Below are 24,890 nucleotides of genomic sequence, written 5' to 3'. Positions count from 1 at the left end.
GGTTTTGCCGGCTGTTGGTACACTCACATTGCCGGCCGCATCGGTTGCGGTAGCGGTGATATCAGCGTTTGGGCCAACTGAAGCTGGTAAAGTTACGCTGTAGTTGCCAGAACCATCCGCTGTGGCAGAGCCAATGACTGTTCCGGTGGAGTCTTTAATTTCTACTTTCGAACCCGCTTCGGCCGTACCTTTGACAGTGTAACCGTCTGTGGAATTGCCGGTGATGCCGGTAATGACTGGTGCTTCAGGCGCTGTCGTATCCACATCGGCTGGGGTTTTGCCGGCTGTTGGTACACTCACATTGCCGGCCGCATCGGTTGCGGTAGCGGTGATATCAGCGTTTGGGCCAACTGAAGCTGGTAAAGTTACGCTGTAGTTGCCAGAACCATCTGCTGTGGCAGAACCAATGACTGTTCCGGTCGAATCTTTGATCTCTACTTTCGAACCCGCTTCAGCCGTACCTTTGACAGTGTAACCGTCTGTGGAATTGCCGGTGATGCCGGTAATGACTGGTGCTTCAGGCGCTGTCGTATCCGCATCGGCTGGGGTTTTGCCGGCTGTTGGTGCGCTCACATTGCCGGCCGCATCGGTTGCGGTAGCGGTGATATCAGCGTTTGGTCCAACTGATCCCGGTAAAGTTACGCTGTAGTTGCCAGAACCATCCGCTGTGGCAGAACCAATAATTGTTCCGGTAGAGTCTTTGATTTCAACCGTAGATCCCGCTTCAGCCGTACCTGTGACAGTGTAACCATCTGTAGAGTTTCCTGTGATGCCGGTAATGACTGGTGCTTCAGGTGCTGTCGTATCCGCATCGGCTGGGGTTTTGCCGGCTGTTGGTGCGCTCACATTGCCGGCTGCATCGGTTGCGGTGGCATTAATATCTGCATTGGCGCCAACTGATCCGGCTGGCAACGTAATACTATAGTTACCTGAACTATCTGCTAATCCGCTTCCAATTTCTTGACCTGTAGCCGGATTAATAATCTTTACTGTATTTCCTGGGTCAGCTGTTCCTTTTACAACATAACCGGCTTGAGAATTTCCGGTAACAGTTGAAATTACAGGTGGTGTTGGTAATACAGCTAATCCATTCCAGTAAATATTTGAAGAGCTATCTGATCCACTGAAAAGACTCACATCCAAAATATCTGATTGGACAATTGTACCAACAAATTTTGAGGTAACAGTTCCTTGTGTTGTTGATGTCGTAGGTATATTTATCGTTGTTGGTACATTAACCGTCGTACTTCCTAGCAAAGAAACATCCAACAATTGTTGTGTCAAAACACCTGCATCATTTAAAACAGGAGTTAATACACCATCAATAGCCACGGTCAAAGCAGTTTTTATGGGCGCCAGCGTGGTATTAAGAGTCGCAGCTGTTAAATGTAATGTACCCAAAGGATCACTTGCTGTAACAGTAACATTGAGGTCATTAACCGCTAATTTTAAGTCTTGCAAGATATTAATTACATTATTAGCTAAAATTGGACCCAAACCTTTATCCAAATCAACTATAATCATTGAGCCATCTGGGCTTAGAGTTGCTGCTTGTGACCATGCGCCTTGATCAATGGTCATTACATTGGACAATAAATTCAAATCAGCATAGAGTCGCGAGGTATCAAACTTCAGTCCTGCTGTACTCGTCACTGTGTCAACAATACTTGTTAAACCACTCAACGTATTATTTAATGTTCCCACTAGTCCTGTTATTAGTGGAACTTTAGTCAAATCAACTGAGACATTGGTGCTTCCGGTTGCCTGTCCCGGTGTTATCGTTCCCCGTAGTTCTGGTGGAATAACAATGACTGCATATCGCGTACCAGATAAGACATTCGTAGTTACTGCAGAATTCCCTGAAATTGTAAAGTTTACATTTTGTTGTGACCCTTCTGGATAGGGGTTAGCTAGACTTGAAGTCGTGTTGTTTGAAGAGGTGGTATCCCCAAAGATTTCTACTCCTAATACCGCAGCATTGGCAACGATAGGGTTAGGGAATAGCGTATAAGCCCCAGCTACTACGACACCTGCTAGAAGTACATTTCCTGATATACCGGCTGATAATAAATGTTTTTTTATATATTGACTACTTTTTAAATAATTTTTCCATTTTTCATTTTTCACAATATATCCTCCTATTTTAACAATATTTATTCAACAACCATTTTTTTATTCAACTCCTCCTCTATATCTAGTTCCCCTGAAACAAGCGAAAACAAGCTATTTTATTAGTAAAATCACAAACATTAGAATGTTGTGACTTTTTCCAAAATTCCATTATATGAATAATTATAAATTATAAAAATTATTAAATCAAAAAAATGAGCTTGGAAAGTGTACTATTTTTTTATCCTTATGTTACCCCTATTTAAAAAGATGCTCATTTGTAAAAAAAATGATAAAATAAAAGCATATTAAACAATCCTAAGGAGGATTACTATGCCATTTGTACATGTTGAATTAGTTGAAGGACGTAGTGCTGAAGCCAAAAAAGCTTTAGCAAAAGAGATCACAGAGTCTGTGATGAAACATACTGGAGCACCTCGTGAAGCTATTTATGTCATCTATGATGAGATGGCAAAAGATAATTTTTATCCCCATGGTGAGCCTAAACAATAAAGAAAAAAGCTTAGAGAGTTTTCTCTAAGCTTTTTCTTTTTCTAGATTTTATTTCTTATGCATCATAATATCTAATATGACAGGATCAGAATTCTGCATTCCGCTAGAAACATAAAGTCCTAAATCACGGATACAGTCATCTACCTCTCCTGAAACAATCCCATTTGTTGCTGGAATAACCACACCTGACTGAGCCAGCTGTACTGCACGATACATTGAGGATACAGAGCTCACTACTTTTAGTGCACAAGAAAAACCTGCACCATCACAAATCATTCCTACTGCGTCACCAATCATGTTCTTAATTGCCATCCCAGCTTTTTCTTCATCCTCTGATTCGAGATAAATTAAACCGGCTGCTGCTCCCATTGCTGCCGAATCTGTAGCACAATAAGCAGAAAGTAAAGGTAAAAATGAATGAATATAAAGAGCTGTAAGATGTGAAAGAGTTAATGCCCTGATAAGTTTTTCTTCACTCACACTCCTATTTTGCGCAAAGACACAAACAGGAACTGTGGCTGTAATTCCTTGATTTCCTGAGCCAGAATTTGTCATTGCTGCATGCTGGCAGCCTCCCATACGTGCATCTGAAGCTGCAGCTGTACAAATAACAATTTGCTCTTCAAGACTGAGATCTGAAAGGCTTCTGTGGTTAAGTAATGCTTTTCCAACCCCCATCCCATAATCATTGCTTAAGCCTTCTGAAGCCAAAGTCATGTTTAATTCTTGTGCTTTTATTAAAGGTAAAATATCTTCCAGATTTTGACTAGTTACAAAATCCCAGATTTCCGCAAAACTGCACTTTTTTAAAAATTCAACACTACTTGCTTCTTCATTAGATTGAAGTTTTTCTTTTTTGAAAATCACTTCTTTATTTTTTTGTATCCAGTAAATGGAAGTGTGCCCGCCTGCAATTTTAACTGTAACTGTTTCACACCCTGAAGCTATGCTAACTTCAACGTACAATTTATCTGCTACAGAAGCAACCTCAGCTTTTACTTGGTTTGACCGAGCAAGGCTAATAATTTCTGGAACTATATCTGGCGAGAGTTCAGAAATTACCTTCAAGCCAGCTTCAGCATTTCCTGCTAGGGCACCTGCAGCTGCAGCTACTTCTACTCCAGCTTCTCTCGTTCCAGGAACAATTACAGCCAAGGCATTTTTCATTACATTAGCGGACACCCGTATATTTATTCGATCGATATGGGGGCCTTCTAAATATGTGCGGCATACTGCAGCAGCATAGGCCACAGCTACAGGCTCTGTACAACCTGTAGCGGGCTTTACACCTTCTTCTAAAACTTGTAAAAAACTATTTCTAATTTCTTCTGTCAGCATATTGCTCTCTTTTCTTTTTGACTTTTTCATTTTAAATTATAGTTCATATCCCTAATTATTGCAATCGCTTTCTTGGTTTTGTTACCTAGAGGGGTATACTCTTCTTGCATTGCGAAAAGACTTAGGTTAAAATAAAGCCATGAAGATTTTAATTACAGCAGGTGGTACCACTGAGTCCATTGATACCGTCCGCGGTATCACTAATTTCGCGACAGGTAGTTTAGGAAAATTAACTGCTGAAGAATTTTTGACACACGGACATCAGGTTATTTTGTTAGCTGGACGTTTTGCACAGCTGCCCTCAGAACAAGAAAATTTAACTGTTATCCCAATTGGCGATACACAAGATTTACTAAATAATGTAGAAAGATTTCTTCCAGCAGTCGATGTTGTTGTCCACAGTATGGCAGTTTCTGATTATCGTCCTGTTTATATGACTGGGGTAGATGACTTGCCACAGCCACTTACAAAAGAACAGCTCATTCATTTCCGCCCTGAAGTACAGAAAAAAATATCCTCAAATTCTGATTACCAAATGATGCTCTTGGAAAAAACACCGAAAGTTATTTCATTTATTAAAAAATGGAAACCTGAAGTTCTTCTTTTTGGCTTTAAACTCCTTTCTGGCGTCAGTGAGGAGCACTTGCTGGAGGTTGCCCAAAGCAAACTCAAAGAAACTTCTGCTGATTTTATTATTGCAAATGATCTAGCTAATATCCAAGGAGAAAACCATCTGGCCTTCTTAGTTAGTGGTTCTGCGGATATTACTCAGCTTCACACTAAACCACAAATTGCTCAAGTAATTGTTAAAAAATCCGAGGAGGCAAATCATGGCTAATATAACTCTTGCTGTTACTGGCAGCATTGCAGCCTACAAAGCTGCAGATATCGTCTCGATGCTCAACAAAAAGAACCATAATGTTACTGTTTTGATGACAAAAGCAGCTACACAATTCATTACACCTTTAACTTTGCAAGTTTTATCTAAAAATAAAGTACACCTTGATATTATGGATGAAGAACATCCCGATGTTGTTAATCATATCGATATCGCAAAACACACTGATATTTTTGTTGTTGCTCCTGCCACAGCGGATACCATAAGTCGCCTTTCTCATGGTGCCGCTTCTGATATTGTAACTTCTGTAGCCCTTGCGCTACATCCAAGCAAAACCAAATATATTGCTCCTGCTATGAATACTAATATGTATGCCAATCCTTTAACGATGAAAAATATTGATATTTTAAAATCAATAGGATACAATGTTATACAACCCAAACAATCTCTCTTAGCTTGTGGAGACTTTGGTGAAGGCGCACTCGCAAATATTGATACCATTGTTGATACGCTGGATCAAGCTACTAAAATTGAGGAAATTTAAAAACATGAAAAAATCAAAAGCATCCGATATTGCCATCCTTGCAATCTTTATTGCTATCATGGTTGTCGTGCAAGTTTTGAGCCAAATCGTCTATAGTGTGTGGCCATTGCCTATTGTGCCTACACTCTTGCATATTCCTGTAATCATCGGTTCCATTGTCTTAGGTGCGCGGAAAGGTGCTTTCTTAGGGCTTGTAATGGGAATTATCAGCGTTATTAATTCCACAATCCTTACTACACCTTTGAGTTATGTGTTTAGCCCACTTCAACCCATCCCTGGTACAAATCACGGTTCCCTCTGGGCTTTAGTAGTTGCTATTGTCCCTCGGATCCTCATTGGTGTATTTCCTTATTTTATCTATAAAGCCATGAAAACACGTACAGGTGCAGGTATTGCTGCTTTTGTAGGTACAGCTACAAATACAGTACTTGTCTTAAGTTTCATTACTTTATTTTTTGGTCAGTACACAGGGATGACATTCGCAGGACTTATTCAGCTGATTATTACAAGTAATTCCATTGCTGAAGTTGTTATTGCCGTCATTTTAACAGCAGCGATTGTTCCTTCTTTAGAAAAATCAAGATAAATTACAAAGCAGGCATCACATGGTCTGTTTTTTTATTTTTTGGAAAATAGAAATGAAAAATGATATAATACATCTGAAACCGAATTCATTTTTGATTAGGATTTAAAATAAACAATAACTAATTGAAGCCTTGAAAACAAAGGCTTTGGAGGATAACAATGTCATACAATGAAATTTACGAACAATGGCTAAATGCTGACTTAACGCCTGACTTGCATAAAGAATTGCTTGCAATGGACGAAAAAACAAAGGAAGATGCATTCTATACATATCTTGAGTTCGGTACAGCTGGTCAACGTGGTCTTTTAGGTGCTGGAACAAACCGTATGAATATTTACACAGTGCGCTTAACAACTGAAGGACTTGCACGTCTGATGGACAGCAAAGGTGATGCGAAAAAACGAGGTGTAGCTATTGCTTATGATAGTCGTCACTTTTCTAAAGAATTCGCTATGGAAACAGCAACGATCCTAGCAGACCATGGGATTCCAAGCTATGTCTATGACAGTCTTCGTCCCACTCCAGCCTTGAGCTTTACAATTCGTGAATTGAATACTCTCACAGGTGTTATGATTACAGCCAGCCACAATCCTGCTCCTTATAACGGCTACAAAGTTTATGGCGAAAACGGTGGTCAAATGCCGCCTGAAGATGCTGCAGCCTTGACCGAATATATTCGACAAATTGACGACATTTTCTCTATCACTTTAGGTGATACGGAAAAATATATTGCGGATGGTATGATCAAAATTATCGGTGAAGATATTGATGCAAAATATCTTAAAAATATCGAAACTGTTACAATCAATCATGATTTAATTAACGAATACGGTCGTGATCTTAACATCGTTTACACACCTCTCCACGGGACTGGTGAAATGCTGGGACGTCGAGCTCTTGCCACAGCTGGTTTTGAAAAAATTGCTGTTGTAGAAGAGCAAGCTATCCCCGATCCCGACTTTTCAACTGTAAAATCACCTAACCCAGAAAGTCAAGCAGCTTTTGCTATGTCTGAAGAACTTGGCCGTAAAGTTGGAGCTGACATGTTGGTTGCTACTGACCCAGATGCCGACCGTATCGGTGTCGAAGTCCGCTTACCAGATGGAAGCTACCAACCTTTGACAGGTAACCAAATCGGCGCCGTCTTAGCTAAATATATCCTTGAAGCACACAAAACAGCTGGCACATTACCGGCTAATGCGGCTATGGCTAAATCTATCGTCTCTACTGAGTTAGTCAGTCATATTGCTGAAAGCTATAACGTGGAAATGTTTAATGTACTCACAGGGTTCAAATTCATTGGCGAAAAAATTCATGCTTGGGAAACTACAGGTGAACACACTTACATGTTTGGTTTTGAAGAAAGCTTTGGCTATCTCATCAAGCCTTTTGTCCGTGATAAAGATGCCATCCAAGCAATGCTCCTTATCTGTGAAGTTGCGGCTTACTACCGTTCTTTAGGTAAAACACTCTATGATGGTATTCAAGATATCTATGCTGAATATGGTTTCTTTGTTGAAAAGACACTTTCAGTTACGCTTGAAGGTAGTACTGGGAAAGAACAAATCGCTGAAATCATGGGTAAATTCCGTGACAATGCACCAGAAAAATTTGACGGTCTTGAAATTCTTTTGACTGAAGACTTCAAAGAACTTACTGCAACATCACACAGTGGCAAAGTTGAAAAATTAACAACTCCTCCTTCTGATGTTTTAAAATATCATTTAGAAGATGGTAGCTGGATTGCTGTTCGCCCTTCTGGTACAGAGCCTAAGATAAAATTCTATATGGCTGCTGTAGCAGATACAGAAGCACAAGCACAAAGTAAAATTGATCATTTTGAAAAAGAAATCACAACATTTATCGGATAAATTGTCCTAAAAGCTGTCTGTCACAGACAGCTTTTTTATTTATCACCAACATAATAAAAAACTCAATCTTTTTTAATCTTCAAGCAAGAAAAATAAGCTGCTGCAAACCTTTAAAATAGGTTATTTCAGACTATAGACCTATTGAAAAATAAAGCAATTTCCTGTAAAATGGTAACAGACCGTTTATTTATAGAAAGCGAATTTATTTTGAAAAATTTGAACAAAAAATTGTCCCTCTTGGGTGTAGCAAGTGCTGGTTTGCTCTTGCTCTCTGGCTGTGTCCAAACCCATATTGTTGATGGTGTGCGTGTCCCTACCGAAGCTGCAACACATGGTATGACTTACCAAATTCTTGTTAAACCAATGTCAGCCTTTGTCGATGTGTTTGCGAATAACATGAACCTTGGTTATGGTTGGGGTATCGTCTTAGTCACTCTGATTATCCGTTTCCTTATCCTTCCATTGGGACTCAACCAAGCATATAAGTCCACTTATATGCAAGAAAAAACAGCTTACTTGGCTCCAGTGTTTGAACCACTTAATGCAAGATTGAAAGCTGCAACGACACCTGAAGAACGTATGGCTGCCCAACAAGCTTTGATGAAAGCACAAAAAGATAATGGTATCAATATGTTATCTTCATTGGGTTGTCTCCCCCTACTTATCCAATGGCCTTTCTTCATTGCCCTCTATAATGCTGCAGCCTATACTCCTGGTATTTCAACAGCAACTTTCTTTGGAATTGACCTCGGACGTTCAAGTATTGTAATCACTCTAATTGCTGGTGTTTTCTACTTCCTGCAAACTTGGATTTCAACCAAGAGTATGACACCTGAACAAAAGAAAACAGGTATGACTATGCTCATTATGAGTCCCGTGATGATTATTGTTTTCAGTTTCATGTCCCCTGCAGGTGTAGCTCTTTATTGGGCCGTTGGTGGTATCGTGATGGTTATCCAACAAATTATCATTACTTACGTTATGAAACCACGCATGCGTAAGAAAATTGACGAAGAATTTAAAAATAATCCTCCAAAAATGGCTGATCTTCCAAAAGATGTCACTCCTAAATCTGCAACACAACAAGGATTAAAAGATTTGGATGCACCACGTAAGAAGAACAATAACGGACGTAATGCTGGTAAGCAAAAGCGTAAATAATACACTCTAAAGAAGCAAGTTTATGTTGCTTCTTTTATTCTAGCCAAAAAAACCTCCAGAACCTTAAGATTCTGGAGGTTTTGAACTCTGTTCTTCACTCTAACTGATATAGTTTTGTAAGCTGTATTGATCACAAATCATAATCTTATGCTGGACAATATCAATGATTTTTTCTTCCCGGAGTTCACGCAATATCCTGTTGACACTGGTTCGTGTTGAGATTCCACAAAATCCTGCTATGTCTTCATTGGTTACGGGAAAATCAATTAATATCCCTTCCGCTTTTTGTTTACCAAAGCAATCAATGAAATTATATAAACACGCGCATACAGCGCCTTTTTTGCCGTTTACAGTCATTTTTTGCAAGGCTTCTAAGATCATGACTAATCTTTTACGATAGAAATTATCCACAATACGAAACAGCTTGATATCTTTATCAATCCATTCCCAAAAAACTTTACGTGGTACCCGATAAAAAGTTGCCTCATCCGACTCTATTCTCACATTAAAGAGAGCTGAAACTCCATCCAGTTGTTCTTCTTCAAGCAATGAAACAAAATCTGGTTCACAAACATAAGTAATATTAAACTCACGACCATTTCGCAAAATACTGCTCAGTTTTACTACACCTTCTTTAAGAACATAAAGATACTCTGATTCAATGCCTTGATACATGATATAGCTGTGTTTCCTACGACTAACTACACTCACATTTTTTTCTTCTAAAAGCTCTACTACGTATTCTATGTCATTCATACCATTTTTTAAGCAACATTTGTCTGGTGTTGTTTTTTCCCATGCACAAGATAATAGATAATCCATACTATGACAACCGCTGGCGCACTGTAAAGATACAGGTTACGGAATCCAACCATACCTTTTCCAAGCATTGGAATGATAGCTCCGAGGATAATCGGACCGCCGCCAACGCCCAAATCTAAAAAGCCAAAGAAAGTTGAAGTTGCAACACCTATACGATCTTTACGTGCTTCACGAATCGCAATAGCTTGACCAAAAGGTGCAACTCCTCCATAACCGAGACCAAATGTCCCTCCAGCAATAAGCAACATGATAAAGCCAGCACCTGGACTCATGAAACCTGCTAAACCAACGAAGAGCATTGAAATTGCAAAGAAGATAAAGACAGGATGGAATACCCAATTGTCTCCTTTAGTATCAAACATGCGTCCTGTTAATGGGCGTGATAAGAAAATCAAGACAGCATATAAGGTAAAGAATAATGAACCAGCAGTCGAAATATGTAAGAAGGATGTAAATGGCCCCATTCCTGTTAAAATAGCGGAGTCAATAAATCCTGCCAAAAAGGCCACAAAAGAAATAGGTAAGGCTGATTTTTCGATGTATTTATCTAAGCCTTTTGGACTGTGAAGTAATGCTTCCTGCACTTCTTCTTCGGAGAGTTCTTTTACATGGACAAAGAATATCAAAACAAAAGTTAAAATAAGTAAGATAAGTGCCAAAGCAAGAAGCCCATTAAAACCTAACGAAGAAGAATAAATGGAAATACTTAAAGCAGGTCCCACAGCTGCAGCCAGCGTAACGGACAAAGCATAATAGCCAATCCCTTCACCTCGTCTTGAAGCTGGAACAATATGTCCAGCAATCGTCCCTGAAGCTGTTGCTCCAATCCCAAATCCCATACCTTGAATTACACGTATAATAAAGAGCAAAGGTATATTAGTCGTTGCATAATACCCCAAGGTTAAAACTAAAAAGATAATTCCACCTACATAAAGGAGCTTTTTCATCCCAATCCGTGTTACAACGATACCGGTCCATACACGCCCTATAAGCGCCCCGATAACAAAGATACTTGATAATGATAAGCTCACTACTGTAGATTGATGGAGTTCTTCCATCGCATACGTCCCTATAGATGACGTTAAAACGTAAAAAACAATATAAAATAAAAAGCTAATAAGTGTATTAATAATGAAAGTAGCTGTAAAAAGACTTTCTTTTTTCATGATTTTTTCTATTCCTCGACTGATGTGTATCTTATGAAGATACTTTTTTATTTGTTATTTGATAAGGGAGATATTTCTTACTTCAAAAGCAAATTTTCCATTATCTGTAATCAAATAACCGTGATGATCAGTCACATATTTTACAGCTTCGGCCATGGAGTCAAATTCTTCGATTAGACTGTGGTAGTTTACTCCGCCCATAAAGTTAGGGGTCGCATCTTCTTCATATGTAGATAAACTTTTAAATTCAAATTTCATTATTAAATTTTCCTTTTCTTTATTCTCGTCAAAAATTTAGTGGCCACTTTCATTTCGACATTTTATGTACAAGAAATATAATATAAGAAAAAGCGTAACATCGCTACAACAATTTATACTGCAAAATATGAACAACATATGTTAACAACTCTTATTTGTAAAAATAAAAAAAATACTTGATAAGGCCAAAAGCCTATCAAGTATTTCTCTGTTTTTGCTTATGTCAAGTGAACACCTTTATCCACATAAACCACATCTCCAATGACGCCTGTAGCTAAAGGACTAACGAGGAAGGCTGCGGTTTGTCCAACTTCTTCGATCGTTACTCCCTTACCGTCAGCTGTACGGCTGTTTGATTCTTTAATCAAATCTTTGTAGCCTGCAACACCAGATACCGCAAGTGTTTTGATTGCACCCGCTGAAATAGCATTAACATGAACACCAACGTGTGCCATTTCTGCTGCCAAGTAACGTACACTTGCTTCTAGAGCTGCTTTAGCAATACCCATTACATTGTAGTTAGGAATCGCACGAACAGAGCCCATATAGCTCAAAGTAACAATACCAGAGCCTTCATTGAATAAAGGTTTTGCAGCTTTTGCTACAGCAAGCAATGAGTAAGCTGAGATATCTTGTGCAAGGGCATAGCCGTCACGTGAGATATCAGATACATTACCATCAAGTTCTTCTTTTTTTGAATAAGCAATGGCATGTACCAAACCATCTATTTTGCCCACGCGGCTTTCAATAGTTGAAAATGCGCGACGGATAGATTCGTCAGATACAACATCACATTCAATAAGTAGATCTTCTGGTCCAGCAAGCTTTGCAAGCTGTTTTTCCATACGTTCATTTTGATAAGTGTAAATCAAGGTCGCCCCTTGATCTTTCATAGCTTTAGCGCAACCCCAAGCGATAGACTTGTTGTTAGCCACACCCATAATGACGATTTTTTTTCCTTCTAAAAACATATAAATAAGTCCCCTTAAAATAAAAAAATATATTTCAGAAAATATAAGTTAAAAAATATAAGTAAATAGTTTAGTATATCAAAATACTTACTACATAAAACATTGTAATGTAAAAGCCTGTAATTGTCAAGTTTCCCTCTTCGATCTAAAAGAAAACGTTTTAAAAATCCTAAATTTGATGATACAATAAAATCAAGAATGAAAGAGAGGTTTTATGAATAAGCAAGAATTTATTGAAAAAGTCCGCGGTGGACTGATTGTTTCCTGTCAAGCGTTGCCAGGCGAACCACTTTATACTATTGATGGTGGAATTATGCCTCTTATCGCTTTAGGTGTCCAAAATGCGGGCGCTGTAGGTATTCGAGCAAATTCTGTACGAGACATTGAAGAAATTAAAGAGGTTGTTGATGTGCCCATTATCGGCCTTATCAAACGTGATTATCCTCCACAAGAACCCTATATTACTGCAACTATGCAGGAAGTTGATGAGTTAGCTAGCCTTAATATCGCCGTAATTGCCTTAGATTGTACACTGCGTGAACGTCATGATGGTTTAAGTATGGCAGATTTTGTTTATCAGGTGAAGGAAAAATATCCTCATCAATTGCTAATGGCAGATATTGATACTTTTGCTGCTGGAAAAGCGGCCTATGAAGCTGGTTGTGACTTTGTCGGAACCACACTTTCTGGTTATACTGAGGCAACAAAAGAACGACCTCAACCTGATATTGAGCTTATTCAGTCACTCTTGGACAGCAATATTCCAGTGATTGCTGAAGGTGGTATCCATATTCCCGAACAGGCTAAAAAAATTCAGGAACTTGGTGTGCTCGCTCAAGTTGTTGGTGGAGCAATTACACGTCCTCATGAGATTACTGCCCGCTTTATCAAAGCTATAAAGCAAGCTGAATAAAAAAATCTCTCAAACCAAGGGTGGCTGAGAGATAGAGCTTATGTTAAAGTAATCTTTACTCAAATAGTATAGCACTAGTGTCTTCAATTTTTCTAGTAATAAACATCTAAGTTTAATATTCTAAAAATTTGCCATGCTTGGCTCTAGTTATACCTCTATCGAATTTCTCCATGGTCTATAGTAGCAATCCAAGGAGCATTTTAATGTTTTTATACATAAAACAATAAAAATAGTGATATAATGAGATAGTACAAATAAAATATGAGGTACTATTAATATGACAAATTCAAAGTATGCCATGACAGCGACAGAAGTTATGGAAGTTATTCCTAACCGTTATCCTATTATGTTTATCGATTATGTTGACGAAATCTCAGAAAATAAGATTCTTGCAACAAAAAACGTTACAATTAACGAAGAAGTTTTTAATGGGCATTTCCCTGGCAACCCAACTTTCCCAGGCGTTTTGATTTTGGAAAGTTTAGCTCAAGCCGGTTCAATCTTGATTCTTAAAAAAGAAGAATTCCAAGGAAAAATGGCCTATATTGGTGGCATCGACAAAGCTAAATTCCGTCAAAAAGTTGTTCCTGGTGATGTAATGAAACTCGAATTTGAAATCACTAAATTCCGTGGCAAAGTAGGTAAGGCTGATGCTGCCGCATATGTTGATGGCAAGAAAGTAACAACTTGTGAGTTTACCTTCATCGTGGATGAAGCCGCTGAACAAGAAAAATAAAAAAAGAGCAGGTGCTCTTTTTTTATTTAATCTAAAGCCTTAATTTCCAAAATCATGTCTCGTAACTGCGCAGCTGATTCAAAGTCAAGCGCTCCTGCAGCTTCGGCCATTTCTTTCTCCAGCTTTTTAAGTAATGCTTTACGTTCTTTTTTCGTCATTGCTTCAGCCGAAACTTCTTCAACTTCTCCACTTTCGGTACGTTTCGTAATGGAAATCAGATCACGAATTTCTTTCTTAATGGTTTGTGGCACAATCCCATGTTTTTCATTATATGCCATTTGAATTTCACGACGACGACTCGTTTCATCCATTGCACGTTGCATAGACTGTGTAATATTATCACCATACATGATGACACGTCCATTAGAATTACGTGCAGCACGTCCGATGGTTTGAATCAAGCCACGCTCATTACGTAAGAAGCCTTCCTTATCCGCATCCAAAATAGCAACCAGAGAAACTTCTGGCACATCAATCCCCTCACGTAAAAGATTAATACCGACTAATACATCAAAAACACCCAATCTCAAGTCACGAATAATTTCTGTTCGCTCCAAAGTTTTGATATCACTGTGCATGTACTTAACTTTTACACCCATTTCTTTGAAATAGGAAGTTAAATCTTCAGCCATCTTTTTCGTCAAGGTTGTTACAAAAACACGTTCATCTTTTTCAACACGCGCATTGATTTCTCCTAAGAGATCGTCAATTTGCCCCATCATTGGCCGAACTTCCACGATAGGATCAAGAAGACCTGTAGGACGTATAATTTGCTCCACGATTGTCTCTGTTTGCTCCATTTCATAGTCACCAGGTGTGGCAGAAACATAGACAATTTGATGTACATGACTTTCAAACTCTTCCCGACGAAGCGGACGGTTATCCAAGGCTGAAGGCAGACGGAAACCATAATTGACCAGCATATCTTTACGCGCCCGGTCACCATTATACATTCCCTTTACTTGTCCCATCGTCATGTGGCTTTCGTCAATCATAATCATGAAATCATCAGGGAAGAAATCAAGTAAAGTGAAAGGTGGTTCCCCTTCGGTACGGCCGTCCATATGACGCGAGTAGTTTTCGACACCATTACAATAGCCCATCTCACGTAGCATTTCAATATCGTAGTTGGTTCTTTGTTCCAAACGTTGCGCTTCAAGGAGCTTCCCTTCACTACGGAAGACCTTTAATTGCTGTTGAAGTTCTGCTTCAATCTTGGCAATGGACTCTTCCATACGGTCGTCATTAGTCATAAAGTGAGTAGCCGGGAATATAGCAAGATGGTCTACTTCGCCTAAAACTTGTCCTGTCAGGGCTTCTATTTCACGGATCCGGTCAATTTCATCACCAAAAAATTCAACACGAAAAGCATGCTCATCTCGTGATGCTGGGAATACTTCCACAACATCACCACGTACACGAAAACGACCACGTTGAAAATCGATATCATTACGTTCAAACTGGATGCCCACTAAATCGTTGAGTAATTTATCACGAGAAATTTCCAGTCCAGGACGTAAGCTGACGACGCTATCTTGATATTCCTTAGGAGAACCCAAACCATAAATACATGAAACAGAAGCAACGACAATGACATCATTGCGCTCTAAAAGGGAACTTGTTGCACTATGACGCAGTTTATCAATCTCATCATTGACAGAACTGTCTTTTTCAATATAAGTATCTGAAGAAGGCACATAAGCTTCAGGTTGGTAATAATCATAGTAGCTGACAAAATATTCGACAGCATTATTAGGGAAAAACTCTTTGAATTCACTGTAAAGCTGACCCGCGAGTGTCTTATTATGTGCCATAACTAAGGTAGGTTTATTTGTCCGCGCAATAACTTGGCTCATGGTATATGTTTTACCTGTACCAGTAGCTCCCCGTAAAATTTGCGCTTTTTCACCATTTTCAATATTTTCTACAAGCGTCTCAATAGCTTGTCCTTGATCTCCAGCTGGTTCATACTTGCTGACCAGATCAAATTTATTATCTGTTATACGTTCTATCATTTTATTTCCTTAAATTCTTTTTTAAAATAAGTGAGGGCCTTTCGGTATACATCGGCTTTGAAACTAAATGTATTAAAATCAATATCTGCAAAAGGAACAGCCTTATAACTGATAAACTCAGGATGACCAGTTTTTACATTTATAGAAGCCTCGGGATAAAGTCGGATAAGAAAATACTGTTGCTCTTGTCCATCATAGCTCCAATCAGGAAAAGTCATACCTTCTGGAAAATCATACCGTAATAGTTCTGGATATTTCCCTATAATTTCAAAATCTTGCGTACCAATCTCTTCTTCAAGTTCTCTTACCACGGCTTGTTCAGGGGTTTCACTTGTCTCAATTCCTCCTTGTGGGAAACCCCAAATTTGTGGCAAATCTGCACGTTGAAAGAGTAAAATTTCATTTTCTGCATTCAAAATGATTGCTGCTGTATTTTTTCTATAAGTTTTCATTTCTGCCCCCTTATAAACCTTCTCTTTAATCAATTTTAACATTTTTGACTGAAAATTTATGATATAATTAACTAATAGTAATAATATATCAAGGAAGTAAAAAAATGTCTGTACAAGAAAAATTAATCAAAGCAAGTCATATGATTAGCATGGACGATATTGTCCGTGAAGGAAACGAAACGCTACGTACTGTTGCTGATGAAGTAAGCTTACCCTTGTCTGATGAAGATATCATTCTAGGCGAAAAAATGATGGAATTTCTCCGTAATTCACAAAATCCAGCAATGGCGGAAAAAATGCAGCTCCGTCCAGGTGTTGGTTTAGCGGCCAATCAACTCGATATTGCCAAAAAAATTATCGCTGTCCTTATCCCTAACGATCCAGAAGTAGATGAAAATGGTAATGAAGTTGCACCTAAAGAAGCTTATAAGTTGGCAGAAATCATGTATAATGCTAAAATTGTAAGTCACTCTGTTCAAGATGCAGCTATTGAGTCTGGTGAAGGTTGTCTTTCTGTCGATCGTGAAGTCCCTGGTCTGGTTATCCGTCACGCGCGTGTAACTGTAGAATACTATGACAAAAATGGTGAGAAACACAAGATTCGTCTGAAAGATTTCCCTTCAATGTGTGTCCAACATGAGATCGACCATACAAATGGTATAATGTTCTACGACCACATCAATGAAAAAGAACCTTGGGCTGTCAAAGATGGACTTCTGATTGTCCAATAATTTCCCCCAATAAAAAAGAATAAGTCTAAAAAGCTTATTCTTTTTTATTTTAATAATTTTTCAAGTTTCCTTTTTCTTATCCTATAGTCTTGAACATTAAGGATAATGTTATTATGAGGTAAACAGGGTAAAAAAGGAAAATATATGAGGGGAGAGCGATTATTATCACAAATCCACTAATTGCTCCAATAAAATAATTATTGACTTGATTAAAGGCTGTGTATTTTGAAGACGTTTCTTGATCATATTTCCGAGACATATCTTCTTCGTTTAAAATTCTCCAGAGCATAAGTACTCCCCCTAAAAGTATTTTTAGTTATTTAGTAGCACGAAAAATATAAGGAATATGCACCAAAGATAAAGTTTTTTCATTAACCAATTCTTCTCAGATTTAAAAATTCATAAGCTTCTAAAAGCCAAGGATGAATAACTTTTATATCGTGTTTCAAAATATAATCAATATAAGCAAAGGCTGCTGCTTCAAAAGAATAATTTAGCGCCTGAGTGATTTCCTTTAGATAAGGAGGTTGTCCTTCTTGATCCCATCTTATTTTGTCAGCCACAAATAAAACTAAATCAACCTTTGAAAATTTTTTCTTCAAGGTAGTATGGCAAGAAATTGCTGAAAGAATTTTTTCGTCTTGGATACCAAATTCTCTTTGAGCCATTATCCTTGATATTTTTTGATGAATAATCATAGGAAATTGTCTTTCTTCCTTAAATAGCTCTATCTTCATATCTTCTGCTACAAAAATTCTTTCATTATTGGGATAAATAGCAGAAATATCATGTAAGTATCCTGCTATTTTTACTTGCTCTCTTTCTGCTTCATTTAGAAATTCATGTCCTATTTCTTCAGCATAGTCACCAACAGTTATGCAATGGTTATATGTTGCATAACATTCCTTTTCTAATAAAAAAGTTTTTATCTCTTGTTTAAGTTGATTGGTATTTTTCATATTTACCTTACTTTAACAAAAAAAGATAAGACCATCAACCGGTCTTATCTTTTTTTATTTCTCCTCATCTTCAGTATCAGATGTATCCGCTGTGCCTTTTACTTCTTCAGGCTTATTCACAATAACAATCTTATCATCAACCAAATCTGCAAGTAATTCTTTATACTCAGGATGCTCGATATAAAAATCAGCAATAGCATCCTCGATATTATCCTGGATGGTACGACGTAATGGGCGTGCTCCCATTTTCGGATCGTAGCCCAGATCAACGAGTTTTTCTTTAACCGCCTGTGTGACGTCAAGATGAATATCATTTTGAGCGATTTGAGCATTTACTTCATCCAACATTAAATCTACAATCTTAAGCAAGTTTTCTTTGCTCAATGCTGAGAATTCAATGATAGCATCAAAACGGTTCATGAATTCTGGACTGAAGAAATTACCCAACTCTCCAAGCACTGAATTCGTACGTCCTTCACGTGCAGCGCCAAAACCAACACTTGCTTCAACCTTACCTGTACCAGCATTCGATGTCATAATGATGATGGCATCTTTGAAGGAAACTGTACGACCTTGCGCATCTGTCAAACGCCCGTCATCAAGAATTTGCAAGAACATATGCATTACATCCGGGTGAGCTTTCTCAATCTCATCCAATAAAATTAAGCTGTATGGGTTACGGCGCACACGTTCTGTCAACTGACCTGCTTCTTCATACCCCACATATCCTGGAGGAGCACCAATCAACTTAGCCACACTATGTTTTTCCATGTATTCCGACATGTCAAAGCGAATCATGCTATCTCTTGAGCCAAAAAGCTCATAAGCCAATTGTTTTGCAAGTTCGGTCTTCCCTACACCAGTAGGTCCAACAAAGAGGAATGAACCGATAGGACGATTAGGCTTTCCAAGTCCGACACGCGAACGACGCACAGCTTTAGAAATTTTATCAATCGCTTCATCTTGCCCGATAACATGTTCTTTCAAGTCTTCAGCTAGATTAATGAGCTGTGTTTGTTCTTTTTCTTTCAAATCACCTACAGGTATATGTGTCTTTTCTTCAACAATTGCTTCAATATCTTTTTCTGTGATATTTGGCATGTCAGTATCTGAGATTTCATGGCTTTGAAGCTCACGAAGCTTAGCGATTTGATCACGGAAATGAGCTGCTTTCTCAAAATCTTCACGTTGCATGGCTTCGTTTTTTTGCGCCTCTGCTTGCTCAATACGTTTCTTTATGTCCTCAGGATCAACAAATTTGAGGGTCAGATTCTTTTTCGAACCCGCTTCGTCCAGCAAGTCAATTGCTTTATCGGGAAGGAAACGGTCTTGAATATAACGGTTAGACAGATTTGCAGCAGCTAAGATTGCTTCATCTGAGTATTTTACATGATGATAATCTTCATAACGTTTTTGAATACCACGTAAGATTGTGATAGTCTCATCTACAGAAGGTTCATCAACTTTAACAGGTTGCATCCGACGCTCAAGCGCTGCATCTTTTTCAATAATTCGATATTCATTGAGGGTTGTTGCTCCAACAAGTTGGAGTTCTCCACGTGCTAAAGCCGGTTTAAGGATATTTCCAGCATCCATATTTCCTTCCCCAGCAGAGCCTGCGCCCACAATCTCATGAATTTCATCAATGAAGAGGATAACGTCATCACGTTTACGAATCTCTTCCATCAGTTTTTGCATGCGCTCTTCAAATTGCCCACGCACACCAGTACCTTGGACGAGACTGACAACATCAAGACGAATAACTTCTTTATTTTGTAGTTTTTGTGGTACATCACCATCAACTATTTTTTGGGCTAAACCTTCAACAACTGCTGTTTTACCAACACCAGGTTCACCGATAAGAACAGGATTATTTTTTGTTCGACGATTCAAAATTTCGATAACACGGGTAATTTCAGAATCCCGTCCAATAACAGGATCTATTTCTCCACGACGTGCAGCATCTGTAATGTTGACTCCGAATTCTTCAAGAAGTCCTTTAGGTGCTTGACTTCCTCGGGGATTTTGTGGACCTCCTGGGCCTCGACCACCCGCTTGTGTTGGAGGTGTCATTGTCCGACCTTGATCATTACCATGTAAGGCTTGGAAAATATCTGGAAATGGATTAAAGGGATCATCATTATTCGAAATATTTGTAGCTCCAGCAAACAAGCTTTCTTGACCACCTGATTTCATAATTTGATAACAGTTTTGGCATAGATCCACTTGCTTACGCTGGCCATTCACATTTGTATAAAGGTGAATTGTCGCTTCGTTTATTTTACAATTTTGGCAGAGCATCTCTTCCTCCTTTGTGGTTATATCTTTTCTTTATTTTAACTTATTTTTTTAGAATTAAAGAATCATGTCTGGTTTCTGCTATTTAAAGTTTGACCTTTTTTGACCTTTAATAATTTTTATTATATCACTTCTCTCAAATTTATCAAATCTTTTGTACTATATTCTTTTTCAATTATAAGAAAAAACTCTTCGACATCTGTCGAGAGAGTTTTTTATATTACATAAAGTCACGCAATGGTTTGCTACGACGAGGATGACGTAACTTTTTAATCGCTTTCGCTTCAATTTGACGAATACGTTCACGTGTCACTTTAAATTGTTTACCAACATCTTCAAGTGTGTGCATACGTCCATCATCAAGTCCAAAACGCATACGCAATACGTTTTCTTCGCGGTCCGTTAAGGTATCCATAACTTCATCAAGCTGTTCACGAAGCAAGATACGGTTGGTATAGTCTACCGGACTTTCAATCACATCATCTTCAATGAAATCTCCAAGGTGTGAATCGTCTTCCTCACCAATAGGTGTTTCCAATGATACAGGTTCCTGCGCAATTTTTAAGACTTCACGAACTTTATCAGGTGTCATGTGCAATTCTTTACCAATTTCTTCTGGTAAAGGATCACGACCTAATTCTTGTAAAAGATTACGTTGTACACGTATTAACTTATTGATTGTTTCGACCATGTGGACAGGAATACGAATTGTACGTGCTTGGTCAGCAATCGCACGTGTGATTGCTTGACGAATCCACCAGGTCGCATAAGTTGAGAATTTGAAACCTTTCGTATGGTCAAATTTGTCCACAGCTTTCATAAGTCCCATGTTTCCTTCTTGGATCAAATCCAGGAATTGCATCCCTCGTCCAGAATAACGCTTTGCAATTGAAACAACCAAACGTAAATTGGCTTCCGCAAGCATTTGTTTGGCAAATTCTGCTTCATCACCACCTGCCACGATAGCTTCCGCAAGTTTTGTTTCTTCTTCAAGCGAAATCAATGGATAACGTCCGATTTCCTTAAGATACATACGGACAGGATCATCAATACGGACATTTGTCACGATTTCATCCATGGCATTATCATCAAGCTTTTCTTCTTCTTCAGCTTGCAAAGCTAATGGACTAGGATTTCCTTCTTTATCAACAATAGAAATACCTGCATCTTGGATTTGTTGAAGCAAATCTTCGATAGCTTCGGCTTCCAAACCAAACTTCACCACAAGCTCATCTGTAATTTCATCATCTAAAGCTTCTTCGAGAGGTTTACGTTTTGTAATATAAGCTGCTACTGCTTTATCAAAAGCCTTATTGTCAAAAGTATCCGAATCTTTAATATCGATTTTCTTGGCCGCTTTTTCTTTAACAGAAGTTACATGTTTAGAACCTTTTTCTTTTAACTCTTCCACATCAACTTTTTCAACAATAATTGGTTTAAAATCCATTGCCGCAAGGAGTTTTGCTTCTTCAGCTTCAAAAATAGAACTTGAATGCGATTTAACCGCCATACCAAGCTCTTGTGCTTTTGCGATTAAAGCTTTGTTAGTGATTCCAGTTTCTTTTGCAATTTGACTGATTCTTTTTTTATTATTACTTGCCAATTTAATCCTCCCCAATGAACAATATAAGCAATAGCTTATATTTTTTTCTTCTGATTAATGATTTGGATTGTGAGTTCCAGCTCACGTTCCTTGTTGCCTACTTTTTGGGCATTCTCTAGTTGTTTTTGCAATTCACTAAACTTTATTTGCTCCATTTCCTTTGCAAAAACGGCCACCAAATCTTCGAGCTCCTGACTACTTGTCTCATCTGGCAAATCAAGACTTAGGATTTGATAAAATAAATTTTTCTCATCGGCATCTAATGAGGTGCCAAAGTGAGAAGGATCAATTTCTTCAAAACTCATAACCTCAAGTATGATTTTGTCAAAAAGGTTCTGGTAACGCTGATGGACAAAGCGAAAAGTTTCATCCTCCGCAAATTTTTGAAGAATACTTTGATGATAAATCATGCGATTCAACAGTTGTTCCTCTGCCCGTTCACTTCGTGATAAACTTGGAAGTTGCGGCTGTTGTACAGTTTTAGCAGCCTCTTGACCAGAAGGAAAATCACCATAATAATCTTGCTCCGTTGCAATAAAACCAGGATCAGGATAATTCGAAAAATCTTCTTCCGAAAAGCTCCCAAAACTCTCTTCAAAATTTCCCGCTTCTGCCCTTGATTTAAGGACGTTTTCACGCTTTAAATTGACAGATTGCTCTACTTGATTATACTCGAAATCAGGTAAAATCTCAACTAATTTTCTTATAAAAGCATCCTGTGCTGTAATTGACGAAACCCTTGCAATAACAGGCGCCATTTGCTCAATAAAATCCAATTGATTTTGCAGATTTGAAAGGTTTTCAGGTTTCAAATAATCAATCAGAAATTCTGTCGGTTGTATCCTGCTGTTTTCCATCAGACCAGCTAATGATTCTAAAGAATATTTTTTACTGTAATCATCTGGATCCAAGCCTTCTGGAACACGAACAATCTGTGTCTTCTCTTCACCAATCAAATCAATTGCTTTATATATTGCATTTTGACCTGCCTGATCGCCATCATAGATAAGAACATAATTTTTAGCTATTTTTTTTAAACGCTTTACGTGTTTATCAGTTAAGGCAGTTCCCATGGTCGCCACAACATTATATACACCCGCTTTATAAGCTGCAATAACATCCATGAAACCTTCCATCAAGTAAACTTCACGTGTTTTGGAAATAACTGGTTTTGCTCTATCCAAATTATAAAGCTCGTAAGATTTATCAAAGATTTTTGTTGCACTTGTATTAATATACTTTGCCTTACTTGTATCATTTTCTTGCCATTTTCGGCCTGAAAATCCCACAACATGCCCGTACTCATTTTTGAGTGGAAACATAATTCTGTTTTGAAAAGCATCAAAAACCTTGTTACTTGAAAAGTTGAAAAGCCCGGAATTCGCTTGAACACTTTCATCAAATTTTCCAGAGAGATTTTTAAAAATGAAATCATTTTCGTCTGGTGCTAAGCCGATATTAAACTGCTTGATAATCTCAGAAGTAATCCCACGTTTTTCTAAATAAAGCCGAGCTTTTTCACCGATTTCTGTCGAAGTCAAAACAATGTTATAAAGCCGTGCAGCTTGATTGTTTATATCATAAAGTATTGCATGAGGATTATCTTTTTCTGCAGTAGAATCATTCTCAATATTTAAGCTGATTCCAGCAAAACTCGCAACATCTTTTACTGCATCCACAAAACCAACTTGTTTATAATCTTTTATAAAATCAATAACATCGCCAGATTTTCCGCAACCAAAACAGTGATAAAACCCTTTATCAGCATTGACATTAAAGCTTGGTGTTTTTTCCCCATGAAAAGGACATAGCCCTAAATAATTCTTTCCAGACTTAGTGAGAGGCACATATTGTGAAATTAAATCAGCAATATTTACCTGATTTTTTAACTCGGTTACTTCTTCGTTCGTAAGAAAAGCCATATAACCCCCTCTCATCTTAAACATTCTACATAAAGCATAAAAAACGACTATTCAACAATAGTCGTTGTACGGAAGGGGAGTAAGGGATTCGAACCCTCGCGCCGGTTTCCCGACCTAACGATTTAGCAAACCGTCCTCTTCAGCCTCTTGAGTAACTCCCCACCAGTTATTCACAATATATAGATATTATAAACATCTATGGGAACACGAGGATTTGAACCTCGGACCCCTGCGTTATCAACACAGTGCTCTAACCAACTGAGCTATGCTCCCAAATTATTAAAAAATCTTCTATATCCCAGAAAATTTTTAAGCGGGTGATGAGAATCGAACTCACAACATCAGCTTGGAAGGCTGAGGTTTTACCACTAAACTACACCCGCAAATGGCGCGAGACGGAATCGAACCGCCGACACATGGAGCTTCAATCCATTGCTCTACCAACTGAGCTACCGAGCCAAAGGAAAGGAGGATGTGGGATTCGAACCCACGCACGGTTTTACCCGCCTGACGGTTTTCAAGACCGTTCCCTTCAGCCGGACTTGGGTAATCCTCCAAAAAGTGGATCTTGTTGGATTCGAACCAACGACCGCTCGGTTATGAGCCGAGAGCTCTAACCAACTGAGCTAAAGATCCAGCTGTAAAATATAATAGCGGCGAAGGGGATCGAACCCCCGACCTCTCGGGTATGAACCGAACGCTCTAGCCAGCTGAGCTACACCGCCAAAAATTTCTGATAGAATAATCTATCAATCGGGAAGACAGGATTCGAACCTGCGACACCTTGGTCCCAAACCAAGTACTCTACCAAGCTGAGCTACTTCCCGAGATAAAGTCCATTATCATCATGATTTCATTCAGAAATCAATGCACCCGGCAGGATTCGAACCTGCAACCGCCTGATTCGTAGTCAGGTACTCTATCCAGTTGAGCCACGGGTGCATAATATTTAATTTTAAAGCGAACGACGAGATTCGAACTCGCGACCCCAACCATGGCAAGGTTGTGTTCTACCCCTGAACTACGTTCGCAACGCTTAAAGAAAGAAAAACTTTCTAAATACCTCTAGCTGCACTACACTAGG

At 38.5% G+C, this 24,890-nt stretch carries 21 protein-coding genes and 10 tRNA genes; 9 read left to right on the top strand and 22 right to left on the bottom strand.

The features are described 5' to 3' along the window. A partial coding sequence (locus BZZ03_RS10980; RefSeq protein WP_233128983.1) for an adhesive domain-containing protein occupies positions 1 to 2,127 on the bottom strand: 2,127 nt, incomplete at its 3' end. 315 nt (positions 2,128 to 2,442) lie between these two features. Here BZZ03_RS10980 and BZZ03_RS10975 point away from each other — a divergent pair. Then, positions 2,443 to 2,622 carry a 2-hydroxymuconate tautomerase gene (locus tag BZZ03_RS10975; protein ID WP_014025285.1) on the top strand — a complete coding sequence of 60 codons (180 nt, stop codon included), beginning with the start codon at positions 2,443 to 2,445 and terminating at the stop codon, positions 2,620 to 2,622. Positions 2,623 to 2,670: 48 nt separating this feature from the next. Here the strand turns inward: BZZ03_RS10975 and BZZ03_RS10970 are convergent, their stop codons facing one another. Continuing rightward, positions 2,671 to 3,960, bottom strand: coding sequence for an L-cysteine desulfidase family protein (locus BZZ03_RS10970; RefSeq protein ID WP_086583302.1), 1,290 nt, complete (start codon positions 3,958 to 3,960; stop codon positions 2,671 to 2,673). A 139-nt stretch (positions 3,961 to 4,099) separates the two neighbouring features. Between BZZ03_RS10970 and BZZ03_RS10965 the strand changes: the two genes are divergently transcribed. From BZZ03_RS10965 to yidC, 5 genes are all read left to right on the top strand, one after another. After that, positions 4,100 to 4,798 (top strand): phosphopantothenate--cysteine ligase, encoded by a 699-nt coding sequence (locus BZZ03_RS10965; RefSeq protein ID WP_086583301.1) that lies wholly within the window; start codon positions 4,100 to 4,102, stop codon positions 4,796 to 4,798. Further along, on the top strand, positions 4,791 to 5,342 hold the full coding sequence (coaC, locus tag BZZ03_RS10960) for a phosphopantothenoylcysteine decarboxylase (RefSeq protein ID WP_019292961.1): 552 nt from the start codon (positions 4,791 to 4,793) through the stop codon (positions 5,340 to 5,342). Before BZZ03_RS10965 ends, coaC begins: the two co-directional genes overlap by 8 nt. Positions 5,343 to 5,346: 4 nt before the next feature. Next, positions 5,347 to 5,928 carry an ECF transporter S component gene (locus BZZ03_RS10955; RefSeq protein ID WP_003134176.1) on the top strand — a complete coding sequence of 194 codons (582 nt, stop codon included), beginning with the start codon at positions 5,347 to 5,349 and terminating at the stop codon, positions 5,926 to 5,928. A 158-nt stretch (positions 5,929 to 6,086) separates the two neighbouring features. After that, positions 6,087 to 7,799, top strand: a complete 1,713-nt coding sequence (locus tag BZZ03_RS10950; protein WP_086583300.1) for a phospho-sugar mutase — start codon at positions 6,087 to 6,089, stop codon at positions 7,797 to 7,799. Between the two features lie 207 nt (positions 7,800 to 8,006). Next, the gene (gene yidC, locus BZZ03_RS10945; protein WP_003134180.1) at positions 8,007 to 8,960 is read left to right on the top strand and encodes a membrane protein insertase YidC; all 954 of its coding nucleotides are present in this window, start codon (positions 8,007 to 8,009) and stop codon (positions 8,958 to 8,960) included. A gap of 99 nt (positions 8,961 to 9,059) precedes the next feature. Here yidC and BZZ03_RS10940 read toward each other — a convergent pair whose 3' ends face one another. The 4 genes from BZZ03_RS10940 to fabI all read right to left on the bottom strand — a co-directional run bounded on the left by BZZ03_RS10940 (position 9,060) and on the right by fabI (position 12,177). Continuing rightward, positions 9,060 to 9,716, bottom strand: a complete 657-nt coding sequence (locus tag BZZ03_RS10940) for a Crp/Fnr family transcriptional regulator (RefSeq protein WP_003134181.1) — start codon at positions 9,714 to 9,716, stop codon at positions 9,060 to 9,062. An 8-nt stretch (positions 9,717 to 9,724) separates the two neighbouring features. Further along, positions 9,725 to 10,948 (bottom strand): MFS transporter, encoded by a 1,224-nt coding sequence (locus tag BZZ03_RS10935; protein WP_019299659.1) that lies wholly within the window; start codon positions 10,946 to 10,948, stop codon positions 9,725 to 9,727. A 54-nt stretch (positions 10,949 to 11,002) separates the two neighbouring features. After that, positions 11,003 to 11,206 carry a hypothetical protein gene (locus BZZ03_RS10930; protein WP_003134184.1) on the bottom strand — a complete coding sequence of 68 codons (204 nt, stop codon included), beginning with the start codon at positions 11,204 to 11,206 and terminating at the stop codon, positions 11,003 to 11,005. A 218-nt stretch (positions 11,207 to 11,424) separates the two neighbouring features. Then, positions 11,425 to 12,177 (bottom strand): enoyl-ACP reductase FabI, encoded by a 753-nt coding sequence (gene fabI / locus BZZ03_RS10925; protein ID WP_003134186.1) that lies wholly within the window; start codon positions 12,175 to 12,177, stop codon positions 11,425 to 11,427. A gap of 214 nt (positions 12,178 to 12,391) precedes the next feature. Between fabI and BZZ03_RS10920 the strand changes: the two genes are divergently transcribed. Further along, positions 12,392 to 13,090 carry an N-acetylmannosamine-6-phosphate 2-epimerase gene (locus BZZ03_RS10920; protein ID WP_019299660.1) on the top strand — a complete coding sequence of 233 codons (699 nt, stop codon included), beginning with the start codon at positions 12,392 to 12,394 and terminating at the stop codon, positions 13,088 to 13,090. Positions 13,091 to 13,367: 277 nt separating this feature from the next. Next, on the top strand, positions 13,368 to 13,826 hold the full coding sequence (fabZ, locus tag BZZ03_RS10915; protein ID WP_003134189.1) for a 3-hydroxyacyl-ACP dehydratase FabZ: 459 nt from the start codon (positions 13,368 to 13,370) through the stop codon (positions 13,824 to 13,826). 26 nt (positions 13,827 to 13,852) lie between these two features. Here the strand turns inward: fabZ and uvrB are convergent, their stop codons facing one another. Continuing rightward, the gene (gene uvrB / locus BZZ03_RS10910) at positions 13,853 to 15,841 is read right to left on the bottom strand and encodes an excinuclease ABC subunit UvrB (protein ID WP_061414792.1); all 1,989 of its coding nucleotides are present in this window, start codon (positions 15,839 to 15,841) and stop codon (positions 13,853 to 13,855) included. Next, the gene (locus BZZ03_RS10905; protein ID WP_061414795.1) at positions 15,838 to 16,293 is read right to left on the bottom strand and encodes an RNA pyrophosphohydrolase; all 456 of its coding nucleotides are present in this window, start codon (positions 16,291 to 16,293) and stop codon (positions 15,838 to 15,840) included. Before BZZ03_RS10905 ends, uvrB begins: the two co-directional genes overlap by 4 nt. Before the next feature lie 104 nt (positions 16,294 to 16,397). Here BZZ03_RS10905 and def point away from each other — a divergent pair, with 104 nt between their 5' ends. Further along, positions 16,398 to 17,024 (top strand): peptide deformylase, encoded by a 627-nt coding sequence (gene def / locus BZZ03_RS10900; protein WP_017370260.1) that lies wholly within the window; start codon positions 16,398 to 16,400, stop codon positions 17,022 to 17,024. A gap of 371 nt (positions 17,025 to 17,395) precedes the next feature. Here the strand turns inward: def and yqeK are convergent, their stop codons facing one another. From yqeK to BZZ03_RS10825, 14 genes are all read right to left on the bottom strand, one after another. After that, complete coding sequence (gene yqeK / locus BZZ03_RS10890) at positions 17,396 to 17,983, bottom strand: bis(5'-nucleosyl)-tetraphosphatase (symmetrical) YqeK (RefSeq protein WP_086583299.1); 588 nt, start codon at positions 17,981 to 17,983, stop codon at positions 17,396 to 17,398. 54 nt (positions 17,984 to 18,037) lie between these two features. After that, a complete protein-coding gene (locus BZZ03_RS10885) occupies positions 18,038 to 20,284 on the bottom strand; it encodes an ATP-dependent Clp protease ATP-binding subunit (protein WP_019291613.1) in 2,247 nt (748 codons plus the stop codon). A gap of 217 nt (positions 20,285 to 20,501) precedes the next feature. Continuing rightward, complete coding sequence (gene rpoD / locus BZZ03_RS10880; protein ID WP_017370526.1) at positions 20,502 to 21,884, bottom strand: RNA polymerase sigma factor RpoD; 1,383 nt, start codon at positions 21,882 to 21,884, stop codon at positions 20,502 to 20,504. Positions 21,885 to 21,919: 35 nt separating this feature from the next. Continuing rightward, the gene (gene dnaG, locus BZZ03_RS10875) at positions 21,920 to 23,806 is read right to left on the bottom strand and encodes a DNA primase (protein ID WP_086583298.1); all 1,887 of its coding nucleotides are present in this window, start codon (positions 23,804 to 23,806) and stop codon (positions 21,920 to 21,922) included. Positions 23,807 to 23,879: 73 nt separating this feature from the next. Then, positions 23,880 to 23,967 (bottom strand) — tRNA-Ser (locus BZZ03_RS10870). A gap of 38 nt (positions 23,968 to 24,005) precedes the next feature. Then, positions 24,006 to 24,079, bottom strand: a tRNA-Ile gene (locus tag BZZ03_RS10865). Positions 24,080 to 24,118: 39 nt separating this feature from the next. Continuing rightward, a tRNA-Gly gene (locus BZZ03_RS10860) sits at positions 24,119 to 24,189 on the bottom strand. A gap of 3 nt (positions 24,190 to 24,192) precedes the next feature. After that, positions 24,193 to 24,265, bottom strand: a tRNA-Phe gene (locus BZZ03_RS10855). Positions 24,266 to 24,272: 7 nt separating this feature from the next. Then, a tRNA-Ser gene (locus BZZ03_RS10850) sits at positions 24,273 to 24,362 on the bottom strand. A gap of 6 nt (positions 24,363 to 24,368) precedes the next feature. Beyond that, positions 24,369 to 24,442, bottom strand: a tRNA-Ile gene (locus tag BZZ03_RS10845). A 15-nt stretch (positions 24,443 to 24,457) separates the two neighbouring features. Continuing rightward, positions 24,458 to 24,531: transfer RNA gene (locus BZZ03_RS10840), tRNA-Met, on the bottom strand. Between the two features lie 28 nt (positions 24,532 to 24,559). Continuing rightward, positions 24,560 to 24,633 (bottom strand) — tRNA-Pro (locus tag BZZ03_RS10835). 41 nt (positions 24,634 to 24,674) lie between these two features. Beyond that, positions 24,675 to 24,748, bottom strand: a tRNA-Arg gene (locus tag BZZ03_RS10830). 17 nt (positions 24,749 to 24,765) lie between these two features. After that, a tRNA-Gly gene (locus BZZ03_RS10825) sits at positions 24,766 to 24,837 on the bottom strand. Positions 24,838 to 24,890 lie beyond the last annotated feature (53 nt).

This window comes from Lactococcus petauri (genome assembly GCF_002154895.1).
GTDB lineage: Bacteria > Bacillota > Bacilli > Lactobacillales > Streptococcaceae > Lactococcus > Lactococcus petauri.
Note: the sequence above shows the minus strand (reverse complement) of the source record. Positions and strands in the feature narration are given on the sequence as shown.

Bases quoted from the DNA above. Each gene is read 5' to 3' on its own strand.
- BZZ03_RS10905 (WP_061414795.1), bottom strand. From the start codon at position 16,293: ATGAAAACTTATAGAAAAAATACAGCAGCAATCATTTTGAATGCAGAA.
- BZZ03_RS10955 (WP_003134176.1), top strand. From the start codon at position 5,347: ATGAAAAAATCAAAAGCATCCGATATTGCCATCCTTGCAATCTTTATT.
- BZZ03_RS10930 (WP_003134184.1), bottom strand. From the start codon at position 11,206: ATGAAATTTGAATTTAAAAGTTTATCTACATATGAAGAAGATGCGACC.
- BZZ03_RS10885 (WP_019291613.1), bottom strand. From the start codon at position 20,284: ATGCTCTGCCAAAATTGTAAAATAAACGAAGCGACAATTCACCTTTAT.
- uvrB (WP_061414792.1), bottom strand. From the start codon at position 15,841: ATGATAGAACGTATAACAGATAATAAATTTGATCTGGTCAGCAAGTAT.
- BZZ03_RS10975 (WP_014025285.1), top strand. From the start codon at position 2,443: ATGCCATTTGTACATGTTGAATTAGTTGAAGGACGTAGTGCTGAAGCC.
- fabI (WP_003134186.1), bottom strand. From the start codon at position 12,177: ATGTTTTTAGAAGGAAAAAAAATCGTCATTATGGGTGTGGCTAACAAC.
- yqeK (WP_086583299.1), bottom strand. From the start codon at position 17,983: ATGAAAAATACCAATCAACTTAAACAAGAGATAAAAACTTTTTTATTA.
- coaC (WP_019292961.1), top strand. From the start codon at position 4,791: ATGGCTAATATAACTCTTGCTGTTACTGGCAGCATTGCAGCCTACAAA.
- fabZ (WP_003134189.1), top strand. From the start codon at position 13,368: ATGACAAATTCAAAGTATGCCATGACAGCGACAGAAGTTATGGAAGTT.
- BZZ03_RS10940 (WP_003134181.1), bottom strand. From the start codon at position 9,716: ATGAATGACATAGAATACGTAGTAGAGCTTTTAGAAGAAAAAAATGTG.
- def (WP_017370260.1), top strand. From the start codon at position 16,398: ATGTCTGTACAAGAAAAATTAATCAAAGCAAGTCATATGATTAGCATG.
- dnaG (WP_086583298.1), bottom strand. From the start codon at position 23,806: ATGGCTTTTCTTACGAACGAAGAAGTAACCGAGTTAAAAAATCAGGTA.
- BZZ03_RS10920 (WP_019299660.1), top strand. From the start codon at position 12,392: ATGAATAAGCAAGAATTTATTGAAAAAGTCCGCGGTGGACTGATTGTT.
- BZZ03_RS10970 (WP_086583302.1), bottom strand. From the start codon at position 3,960: ATGCTGACAGAAGAAATTAGAAATAGTTTTTTACAAGTTTTAGAAGAA.
- BZZ03_RS10950 (WP_086583300.1), top strand. From the start codon at position 6,087: ATGTCATACAATGAAATTTACGAACAATGGCTAAATGCTGACTTAACG.
- BZZ03_RS10965 (WP_086583301.1), top strand. From the start codon at position 4,100: ATGAAGATTTTAATTACAGCAGGTGGTACCACTGAGTCCATTGATACC.
- BZZ03_RS10935 (WP_019299659.1), bottom strand. From the start codon at position 10,948: ATGAAAAAAGAAAGTCTTTTTACAGCTACTTTCATTATTAATACACTT.